At 42.6% G+C, this 10,101-nt stretch carries 10 protein-coding genes and 1 pseudogene; 4 read left to right on the plus strand and 7 right to left on the minus strand.

Annotated elements, in window-relative coordinates:
• Window positions 1–53: 53 nt before the first annotated feature.
• The 7 genes from J8X26_RS26960 to J8X26_RS26990 form a co-directional block, all read right to left on the minus strand.
• On the minus strand, window positions 54–545 hold the full coding sequence (locus J8X26_RS26960) for a hypothetical protein (RefSeq protein WP_208952588.1): 492 nt from the start codon (window positions 543–545) through the stop codon (window positions 54–56).
• Between the two features lie 120 nt (window positions 546–665).
• Window positions 666–1,034, minus strand: a complete 369-nt coding sequence (locus J8X26_RS26965) for a hypothetical protein (protein ID WP_208952589.1) — start codon at window positions 1,032–1,034, stop codon at window positions 666–668.
• Window positions 1,035–1,507: 473 nt separating this feature from the next.
• Window positions 1,508–2,245 carry a tyrosine-type recombinase/integrase gene (locus J8X26_RS26970; RefSeq protein ID WP_244370893.1) on the minus strand — a complete coding sequence of 246 codons (738 nt, stop codon included), beginning with the start codon at window positions 2,243–2,245 and terminating at the stop codon, window positions 1,508–1,510.
• Window positions 2,246–2,830: 585 nt separating this feature from the next.
• Complete coding sequence (locus J8X26_RS26975; RefSeq protein ID WP_208952590.1) at window positions 2,831–4,588, minus strand: ATP-binding cassette domain-containing protein; 1,758 nt, start codon at window positions 4,586–4,588, stop codon at window positions 2,831–2,833.
• Window positions 4,581–6,161, minus strand: a complete 1,581-nt coding sequence (locus tag J8X26_RS26980; protein ID WP_208952591.1) for a hypothetical protein — start codon at window positions 6,159–6,161, stop codon at window positions 4,581–4,583. Before J8X26_RS26980 ends, J8X26_RS26975 begins: the two co-directional genes overlap by 8 nt.
• A complete protein-coding gene (locus J8X26_RS26985; protein ID WP_208952592.1) occupies window positions 6,162–6,806 on the minus strand; it encodes a lasso peptide biosynthesis B2 protein in 645 nt (214 codons plus the stop codon).
• Window positions 6,807–6,870: 64 nt separating this feature from the next.
• Entirely contained in the window at window positions 6,871–7,014 is a 144-nt protein-coding gene (locus tag J8X26_RS26990) for an acinetodin/klebsidin/J25 family lasso peptide (RefSeq protein WP_208952593.1), read from the minus strand.
• A gap of 260 nt (window positions 7,015–7,274) precedes the next feature.
• Between J8X26_RS26990 and J8X26_RS26995 the strand changes: the two are divergent.
• From J8X26_RS26995 to J8X26_RS27010, 4 genes and pseudogenes are all read left to right on the plus strand, one after another.
• A pseudogene (locus J8X26_RS26995) lies at window positions 7,275–7,781 on the plus strand (IS5 family transposase); the annotation flags it as partial.
• Window positions 7,782–7,907: 126 nt separating this feature from the next.
• The gene (locus tag J8X26_RS27000) at window positions 7,908–8,852 is read left to right on the plus strand and encodes a hypothetical protein (RefSeq protein ID WP_208952597.1); all 945 of its coding nucleotides are present in this window, start codon (window positions 7,908–7,910) and stop codon (window positions 8,850–8,852) included.
• Between the two features lie 267 nt (window positions 8,853–9,119).
• The gene (locus tag J8X26_RS27005) at window positions 9,120–9,770 is read left to right on the plus strand and encodes a recombinase family protein (protein WP_208952594.1); all 651 of its coding nucleotides are present in this window, start codon (window positions 9,120–9,122) and stop codon (window positions 9,768–9,770) included.
• A 58-nt stretch (window positions 9,771–9,828) separates the two neighbouring features.
• On the plus strand, window positions 9,829–10,101 hold a 273-nt coding region (locus tag J8X26_RS27010; RefSeq protein ID WP_208952595.1), incomplete at its 3' end, for a PAAR domain-containing protein.

Here is a 10,101-nt window from a genome sequence, read left to right on the forward strand (position 1 = left end):
TTCTCACGTAATGTGGTTTGGGAAAGTGCATTTATTGCGCGTCCGGCCGATCATCATTGCGCGTCACTACAGGTAGTGGTGCCCTGCAGGTAGCCGTCGGTCCAGGCACCCTCCCAGTCGTACACGCCGTGTATTCCGCAGGAGAGGTAGAGGGCAATGACCTCGTTACTAGAGAGGCCCCGGTGGCCATTGAAGAATATTTTCCCCTGGTAAGTCTGGTAAAACGGCATTTTCAGGGCGTGCCAGTCAGCGCCTTCCCCTAGTGAGCAGCTTAGTCCGACCGAGGTATACCGCCGCAGCCGCTCGGCGATCGCCGGCTGTTTGGCAAGGGGCTTTGAGTGATCGGCAATCAGTGCCTCCGGCATCAGTTCGCAGCGGTACACCAGCGGCGCGCCGGGGTTTCGGTTTTTATATAAGGCATGACTGCGCGCCCCGTTAAAATTATCGGTGAACCAGCAGGCGTCGATATCGCCCGATTCACCCGTTCCCTTGAATGCCGCATCAAACTGTGCGAACCGCTGACGTGTCCCGTGAAAAAGCTCCACCTTTATTACCCTCTGCTGTGGTCTCATAGTTGTTATAGCTGAGCGATGGCTCTTTACTGTCCAACGCGCCGAAGGTGAACGCCACCGTTTACTGCACGCGTCTGCGTATCTGACCAGGCTTTACCCGGCTAACGCATTGTGTTCTTCAAGGGCATATTCAAAATCGGCAACAAGCAAGAAGTTATCCGTCCTGTAAACCTGGTCCTGCTGAATCCTCTGGTACCTTTCGTTCAATAAACGCCAGGCAGTCTGTCGCAGTGCCCTGGGTACGGATTCATCTTTCACCGTCCGCATAAGCATGGTGCAGGTTGTCAGAAATGCAGCGTCCTTTCGGTGCCGGTAGTAAGCACCCGCAGAACAATCTGCAATGATTTTGACAGATTCAGGATGATGGCAGAGAGCGTTAACCGTCGTCTGATCGGGCATCTGCGCCTTGAGTTCGGCCTGAATTTTTGACTGATGGTACATGAGCTTTAAATAGGCAAACATCGATCCTCACTTACGCACCGAGAGCTGTTCCTGCAGAGAATGAACATAAATGTTGGGTCGGATGCGCGCTTAACGCAGTGAAGAGAGCAAGCTGAACCCAAATCACTTAATCACTGTAGAACTTCCCCGGAGGCCGCGGCCTGCCCAGACGCCTTCACCAGGGAAAACCAAAAATGAAAAGTCCCAACCGATGGGACTTAATCGCGCACACTGGCTGGCCATCCTACGAGAAGAAATTGACGTTATTGAAGACCCAAACCAAAGCGCCGCCAAACATCACCGCGGCCAAAATGATATATAAGTACTTAGGAAGCATAGGATTATTCATTTATTGTTCCTTTCAGACAACGACAGAAGAAGCATTAGGAGTCATACACAACTTTACCCGCAGCGGCGCGGTGCGCATAGCGTTTCTTCCCGGGAGTGCGCGCCGGTGACTATTATCCCTCACAATAGATAAACCTCATTGCGGCTCAGCCGATGCGCTGCAGCCCGACCGTGCTCACCGGCACCGTAAATCTCACCTCCCGCTGATAGCCGACGTCCAGCGCAAATACCCGGGTGTAAACCTCCGTGCTCGAGGCCTCGGCGTGGCCCATGTATGCCTGGACCACCTTCATCGGCACGTGGGACTGGATCAGGTGCATCGCAAAGCTGTGCCGGAACGTTTTCGGGGTAATGGTCGCTAACGAAAACGTGACACTGTCACTTTCAGCCCGCCGGACCGCGGCGCGGATCCAGTTGCGCGGCGTCTCGTCACTCTTGACGTTCCAGATAGGCTCGTTCTTCTTTGGCCTGAACGTCTGAAAATACTCCCGCAGCCGCTGCACGTACGCCTCATCGAACAGCGGCACGATGCGGCTGAGCTGCTCGCCAGCCTCGGGGCGCCCGCGTCCGCGGGTGCGCTGCTTGAGGGTTTTGATCACCACGAACGGCCGCGAGCCGTTGTCGAGGTTAAAGTGCGCCGGCGTGAGGGCCAGGCATTCGTTGAGGCGGGCGCCGGTGTTCCACAGCGTTTCCCCGAAGAGCCGCTGGGTCAGATCCCGCAGGTAGGGCAAAAGCTGGCTCACCTCCGGGGCGAGCAGGTAGTGCGGCATCCCGACGCCGGCGGTCATGGCCATCTGGCGAAGGGCCAGGGCGTCGTCGTAGTTAAAATAGCCACTGGTGACGCTACGTGAATTCTGAAAACTTTCGTGAGGGATTAGGCTCAATTTTTTAATCTCCGCAATCTGCGTCGCAGAGCCGGCTTCCGGCGGCGATTATCCTGTGATTAAACACAGTGTGCCGAAAATCCGCGTCGCGATCGAGCGGAATAAATACCAAAATGGTGATCGGTCGTTTTGGGGAGTTTTCCGCTATACCGGAAAAAGCCCAACGTGCGGAGGAGGGGATAGGGCGGTCAGCAACGCCCCGTCGCTGCCGCCCGACCGGACCAGACGGTATGCAAGCCCCTGAATCCAAAGTCATTATATCGCAGCCACCGGGAAATACCTCCCTTTGACGTCAACAGAAAAAAAACCACCCTTAAAAGCAAAAAACCACAAGATATGGTGCTTGTGACGTTAAAATAGAGACAGATGGTGTGGTCAGGGCCGTTTTTCCTGAGGGTGCCCTGAGAAAGTTGGGCAGTCTGGGGGGAAACCCCAATCTGCCCGAAAGCGTGACAGGTCAGCGTGTGGATGCCTGTCCAGCAGCCATGACCAACCTGTGACTGATCCTACCCGCGAATAGGGGACATAGTTAGTATGTCGGAAGACCTCTAAAAGTGAATGGGCCGTTTTGCTGGGATACTTACACTACCATTTTGTTGCGTTTCGACTGGGAATGGGGCTTTCACACAGAATATGTGAAATGTATTCAGAGGTTCCTTTCAGGGATTCTAATGTTCCAACATCTACAACAGTACCTGCATCCAATACACAAACTCTCTGAGAATGCTGAAAGGTAGAAACGCGGTGGCTAATGTTGATTATGGTGGCACTTTTAAAGAATGAACGTATATTTTTGATAACTTCAAATTCATTAATAACATCTAGAGATGATGTGATTTCATCAAGAATGATAACGGATGGTTTTCTTAAAAAAAGACGAGCCAGGGAAAGACGTTGTCGCTGACCGCCTGAAAGTGTCATCCCTTCATCTCCGAGCAATGTGTCTAAAATTGAATTATCCGAGAGTGGGCTATCATTTGGAAAATTCGCCATAGAAAGGGCTAATAGTAGCTCTTCATCACTTGCATTAGGATTTGCTATTTGTAGGTTAAATCGTACTGAATCCATGAAAACCCGTTCGTTTTGAGTAACAAAATAGCAGAAATCATTCAAAGCAAATTGTGAAATAGAAGATGCCTTTGAATTACCAAAAATTACATAACCTGAGTTAGGAGTAAGGAGCCCAGAAATAATTTTCACTAATGTAGATTTCCCACTACCACTCTTTCCTGTAATAGTGAAAAACTCACCTGAGTTTATACTAATGCTCACATCGTCTAGCACTTTAACATTGCTATCTGGATAATAGAAATTTATATTTTTCAGTGTAATTTCATTACTTGAAGGCATCAATGTACTATCGCTACCTACGACCTCCTTACATGATTCGGCAAGAAATTTATACAATACATTGACTGAGTGACGGATTTCAGTGAGCATCTCACTAAGATTTTCCAAAGGGGAAGAAAGAGCTATTATATAAGATGTTACTAGTATAAAGTGAGGAAATGATACACTGCCATCAATAACTGAGATTATAGTGTAAATTAATGCCCCACCAAAAAAAAGTATATTGACAAAGGAACAAGACAGCAGATATATGAAATTCAACCGCCAATAATCGTACTGTGAAACTGCATCTTCATTTAAAGAAGTATCAAATCGTTGAAAGAAAAAAGTAAAAGAATTACAAGCTCTTACTGCGGGCATATTTTTCACACAATCAGTGAGTTTGCTATATGTTTTAACACCTGTATCCATGAGCTTTTGTCGGAATTCCAGAAGTCTTTTATTATAAAATTGGCTAACTGAAATAAAAGAAACAGTATATAAAATAAATGCAGAACCCACAAAAAAATCACCCGTTCTGAATATAATGAAAAGTGAAAAAAACACTTGTAAAAAAGGTGATAATAAGGACATGGTAAGATTTCTAATCAAAGTATAAAGTTCATTACTGGCTTGATTTAATTTTTGTGTGACATAACCAGTATTCTCATCTGCTGATATACTTTCATTATTGGTAAACAATGCGGTAAAATATATCTGTGAGAGCGCTTTAATTGATTCTATTCTTATTGAACTTTGCAAGTATAAGGATATGAAACCTATGAGTTTTTGTGCAGAAAGAATACTTACATAAACAAACCCCAAAAGAATGGCCTCGTAATGTACGTTATCTTTTGATTCAATAAGCCCCGTCAAATGGGATAATATTAAAGGCAATAAAGCCATAAGGAATGCCGACAGGAAAGAGAAAACGATGACGATGATAAACCACCTGACAGCTTTTTTATCACATTTAGATGACAAGGTAGATAAAATGAATAACATGCTATGCATTGGCTTCACCGTCGATAATCAGATCATAAAAGCATTGAATTCTATGTAAGTTAATTATCAAATCTGTGTTTTCATCAAATCCAACAGTAAGATTATAATTTAGAGATTTTGTTAAATTGCTTTTATCTAAACTTAGCAAATTAGCTACAGATCCCTCATTAATAGTACGTAAAATGAAATCTTTATTGGCACGAAAAGCGTGAAAAACAAAAACTGATGAAGAACGCTTTGTTATGTCATAAAGACTATGATCATAGTAAGCTTGGTATGCAATATCACGCATATAAACCCTGTCATGAATGTTGTTAAAATTTCTCCCGTAATCTTCGACAACAAACTTCATAAACAAATTTGGAGATAGTATAGGGCTAAACATTTGCGATTTATTCGATTCTAAAATAGGTGTTGTTTCTGTCATATAGAGTATATGGCTAAGATGCTCATATCTGGCAGTACCGGGTCTAAATGTCTCGAGCCAAGGATGCTCGAAATCATTTCTATTTTTATGGTTGGTTTTAAAATAACTACGAACATTATCTTTCAAAACACCTGATAAAGAACAAGATTTCAACGTGCTAAACTGAATCATTTTCTTCATAGCATTCCATGGTTCTCCCTGAAGCATGTAGTCTACGCCTACCTTACGGGATGGATTCTGTACAAACACAGAGTCACCTCCATGACCATTCAAAAATATATAGTCATCACTATCGAGATAAGATTTATAAATTGTATTCTCGTTTGTGCTCTCCTTAACAAAGCTTAAATCGTATGGTGTGGATATATTATCTTGAGCCCTCCCAAAATCATTATCATGGAGTTTTCTCTTGAGTAAATTGAGGTGTATTTTATGTGACAAACATAAATTTTTGACAACTTTAACTTCATTATCAGATTCAAAGTCATATGGAAGAAAATGAAATACTTCAAAATCAATCTTATTTTTCAACAAACTATGGAATATGACCTTCGAGTCAAAACCTCCGGACAAGTACAAACCAACTTTTTTCTTGTTCGTAAAGTGATTCAAGGTCATGTTCAATTGTTCTAAGACTGATGAATGTGAGTTAACCTTTGTTATCATTGCGACCTGTGATACATGATTGTTTTTCAGTGTTGTTTTCGTCCCACCGGTGATACGCAACACCCCCTCGAAAGGAGTAAGATTATAAGAGTTAACCTCGCCTTTTAGAAAGCATTCACAAAAAACAGAGTTTATATTTTTACTCCTACCTACCATTAAACTATCAATTTCATCTGATATATAAAAACCCGCCTCACCTTTTCTATAGAATATATCCACCCCTCGATATATGCTTTTGTATATAGTTATAATAGAACAATCTATAATTATCAGTACATATACCCCACCACAATCTTTCAATAATAATGTAGGATCTTTTTTGATTAACTGCGTTAACGTTACATTCCCTTTTTCATTGAAAGCCAGCCCATAATATAAATATGTTTTATTTTCAAACTCCATTTTCTCTACTGCCTCATTAGTCTCTATTGTATAAGAAGACTCTAAGTCGTATGGAGTGCTATGTTTTGTGGGATATATATAAATCATTTAAATCTCCCAGATAACGCTAAGTTTATTTCTAATTTCGACATCATCATTGATGACCACTCCATTAATTTCTACCCAGGCATGGCTAAAAAATGGTTTGGTTCTTACACCTATAATCAACTTCGCATTAAAGTTCTTTCTTGTCAGCATTGAAGCTAGGCAGAATGAATAAGTTAAGCAGTTACTATTATTTTTGCTATATGGATAAGCTTTGTTTAAATGATGCATTGCACTTTCATTGAACACTAAATTTTCTTGTTTATACTTAATGTTTCTTCGTTCTCTGCGTAGAGATTCCATTACCCCATTAAATCCTTTTTTTATTAGAATTCTTTCACATTTTTTAATTTTTATATATGTCATTAAGAGTTTTATTAAGTTTGTTTTTGTCTTTCTTGTCGTTGGTTTTATCCACCTCTCTTCCAAGAAATTAACATTTTCACTACAACACCTCTGGGTATCTGTATTAGATAAAACACCTTCATCAATCAATTTATTAAAATTATTAAATATTGATAAATTAATTTGCCTTATCGCTTCGATATTTATATTTTCAAGTATGCTATAGCTGTCATTAATAATATTTAATATGATAAGATCATCAGAATACCTACAGATTTTAAAATTATCATTTAAAACAAACATTTTAAATCCTTTTAAAAAGGCAGTATGAACTGCCTTTGAATAAAGTCGTGAGACAATTATTAAATCAACCGTATTTATGTCCACTCATTACAGCTGTAAAATACTCGATAACAGGGCCAGCGCCGCCCCTGGTTACCTTACTGGCTTTACCTGCTACACGTACCAATTTAGGTGCGTTCATTTTCTTAAGTTGCCCTGTCTTTTTCATATAAATCCCTTACATAAATTTGCTACGAAATTGCAGCATGTAAATGCTAGTACAAATGATAATCATTTCCATTATATGGTTAATGGTTTTTGTATCTAAATATTTCACGCAATTAACGTATTGTTATTCATAAAAAATTTCATTTAATGCACCACTTCCATACTCAAATCGAACCATCAAGATTGACAATAGGATGTTGCGACAACGTCACGGACATGAGCGCCGGTGGGCTTTGTTGAATAAATCGAACTTTTGCTGAGTTGAAGGATCAGATCACGCATCCTCCCAACAACACAGGCCGTTCAGTGGCAAAGCAAAAGTTCAAAATCACCAACTGGCCCACCTACAACAAAGCCCTCATCAACCGTGGTTCCATAACTTTCTGGCTGGATGACGAAGCTATTCAGGCCTGGTATGAGTCAGCAACGTCTTCATCCCGGGGAAGACCGCAGCGTTATTCTGACCTTGCCATCACGACTGTCCTGGTGATTAAACGCTTATTCCGACTGACCCTGCGAGCCGCACAGGGCTTTATCGATTCCATTTTTGCCCTGATGAACGTTCCGTTGCGGTGTCCGGATTACACCAGTGTCAGCAAGCGGGCAAAGTCGGTTAACGTCAGTTTCAAAGCATCCACCCGGGGTAACATTGCACATCTGGTGATTGATTCCACCGGGCTGAAGGTCTTCGGTGAAGGCGAATGGAAAGTCAAAAAACACGGCAAAGAACGGCGTCGTATCTGGCGGAACCTGCATCTGGCTGTTGACTGTTCGGGGAAGCCCTTATAGTACGTTTTCATTCCATTGGCCCTCAAACCCCTTTAACCGGTGACGTATTTACGCTACCTTCTTCTGAGATGGATAAGTAATTCATTTGTTTCATGAGGTTTTCCTGTGAGTAAAAAGAAAAAAGGAAGCAAAGTTTCAGGTGATCCACGTAAACGAGTGGCCGCAGCCGCACTTAAAAACCAGCAGAAAAAGGAACTATGTCCCTGCAGTTCAGGAAAGCAAGCCAGTGAATGCTGTTATAAAAATGGCAAATGGAATAAGCCCCCTATAAAACTCGGTCTAAGAAAATTACCCCCTAATACATCACTTGAAAAGTGTTATTTGAATGAACTTAATTCCTGTGTATCTCCTCTTTCTCGTGAGCATATTATTTCAGAATCAGTACTTAAAGTTTTAAGTGAAAGTGGGAAAATAAAATTATCCGGATGTCACGGTGATAATGAAAAGACAATAACCGTTAAAAACTTAGTATCTAAATGTCTTTGCACTAAACACAATAGCGCTCTCAGTCCGTTAGATGAATCTGCAAAATATTTTTTTGAATTGATAAAGGAATATACTAAGGCTGATTGTGGAAAGCCGCGTCAAGAATTATTTTCTGGCCATGACATTGAAAGATGGATGTTAAAAACAACGATAAACCTCGCAATAGCAGGCTATATTAAATTGAATAACGTCAGAATGTCAGGGTATTTATCTATAGATGTCTCTATAGTCGAAATGCTTGATAATCCAATGTATTGGTTAAAAGGAACGGGTTTATATTGTATTATTGAGATTGATGAAGACATTACACCAGACAGTTCATTTTTAGAAATACACCCCTATTATGACGAAATGGGATATGTCAGTGCCATTGAATTTAATATAATGAAAATAAGATTTATGTTATTTTTTGTTGCTCCTAATGAATCAAGTTTTCCTTCTTTGAAAACTTCCGTATACAGGCCAAGGGATATAATAATCAAGTGGCCTAAGTCAGATAATTATATTACCTTTAGTTGGCAGGATGATATTGAACACAATTGTGTAGTAATGCGTAATATATAGGGGTTCTCCGCCGGAAACCTGGTTTTTTCCGCAACCAGTAACGGCGGAGGTAGTCACGTAAACGACCGATTGAGTGACGGATATTAATGGGGGCAGTTTGGATATAGCGAATTATTGTACGGTAGGCCTGTTTTTTGAACTGGCCTACCCATCGCAGTAGGGTGTACCCTGACGCCATAATCAAAATGTGACGGAATACGATGAATGACATAACCTATATGCGATAGATTAAATGCAATAACCTAAATGCGATAACGTGGTGAAAAAATGTTCATTAGGGCTTATTTGAGGGCATCGACGGAAGATCAGTTCGCCGATCGGGCAAAAGAGATGCTGGAGCAGTTCGTCCAGGAACGGGGGCATAAAATCGCCAGCTATTACCGGGAGAACATCAGCGGTACAAAACTTGACCGCCCGGAGCTGGGACGCTTACTGATGGACAGTCACCGCAATGATATCTTGCTGGTCGAGCAGATAGACCGCCTGACACGTCTGAGCAACAGCGACTGGATAACGCTGAAAAAGCAGATAGAACAACACGAGCTGCGGATTGTCAGTCTGGATGTTCCCACTTCATGGCAAGCGCTGTCAGATAAAACCCCTTCGCAGGCTGACCCGGTCACCCGTGCGGTGATAACCGCCATCAATAACATGCTTATCGACCTGATGGCCGCGATGTCGCATAAAGATTGGCTGAGTCGCCGCCAGCGGCAGAAACAGGGAATTGAACGGGCGCATACGCTGGGTAAATACCGGGGCAAACAGGCCGATCAGGAACGGCATCAGAAAGTCCTGTACTACCGGCAGGTCAAGAAACTGAGCATCCGTGAAACGGCAGACGCGACAGGGTACAGCTCCTCCCAGATATGCCGCATTCAGGCACTATACCGGCAATCAGAAGCGAGTGATTTGGGTTAAGTTGTGATTGTTGTATGATGCCGGTGAGTATAACCGCTTATATATTGAAGGATTAATAATGGCAAGAGCACTGGCCTGCCTTGGCGACAAAACGAGTTACGGAGAAATTATTTCGGCAACGGCGTCCTGGTTTGAAGGAAATAAAGCAATAGCCCGGACCGGCGATAAAGCATCATGCAGCAAATGTAATGGCTATTTTGAACTTCTGGCTTCTGCGCAGGACTGGGCCGAAGAAGGACGGGCTTATGTTGCCACGGGGGACAGAGTGTTGTGTCATTGCCCGGACCACTACGTTTTCGGTTCTGCCACACAGTATACCAGCACGATGCCG

Source organism: Rahnella sp. ChDrAdgB13, assembly GCF_017655185.1.
In the GTDB taxonomy this organism is placed as follows: domain Bacteria; phylum Pseudomonadota; class Gammaproteobacteria; order Enterobacterales; family Enterobacteriaceae; genus Rahnella; species Rahnella contaminans.

What these genes read in the sequence shown, in the direction of transcription:
- J8X26_RS26990 (WP_208952593.1), bottom strand. Translation starts at nt 7,014, where the DNA reads ATGAAAAAGACAGGGCAACTTAAGAAAATGAACGCACCTAAATTGGTA.
- J8X26_RS26975 (WP_208952590.1), bottom strand. Translation starts at nt 4,588, where the DNA reads ATGCATAGCATGTTATTCATTTTATCTACCTTGTCATCTAAATGTGAT.
- J8X26_RS26965 (WP_208952589.1), bottom strand. Translation starts at nt 1,034, where the DNA reads ATGTTTGCCTATTTAAAGCTCATGTACCATCAGTCAAAAATTCAGGCC.
- J8X26_RS27005 (WP_208952594.1), top strand. Translation starts at nt 9,120, where the DNA reads ATGTTCATTAGGGCTTATTTGAGGGCATCGACGGAAGATCAGTTCGCC.
- J8X26_RS26980 (WP_208952591.1), bottom strand. Translation starts at nt 6,161, where the DNA reads ATGATTTATATATATCCCACAAAACATAGCACTCCATACGACTTAGAG.
- J8X26_RS26985 (WP_208952592.1), bottom strand. Translation starts at nt 6,806, where the DNA reads ATGTTTGTTTTAAATGATAATTTTAAAATCTGTAGGTATTCTGATGAT.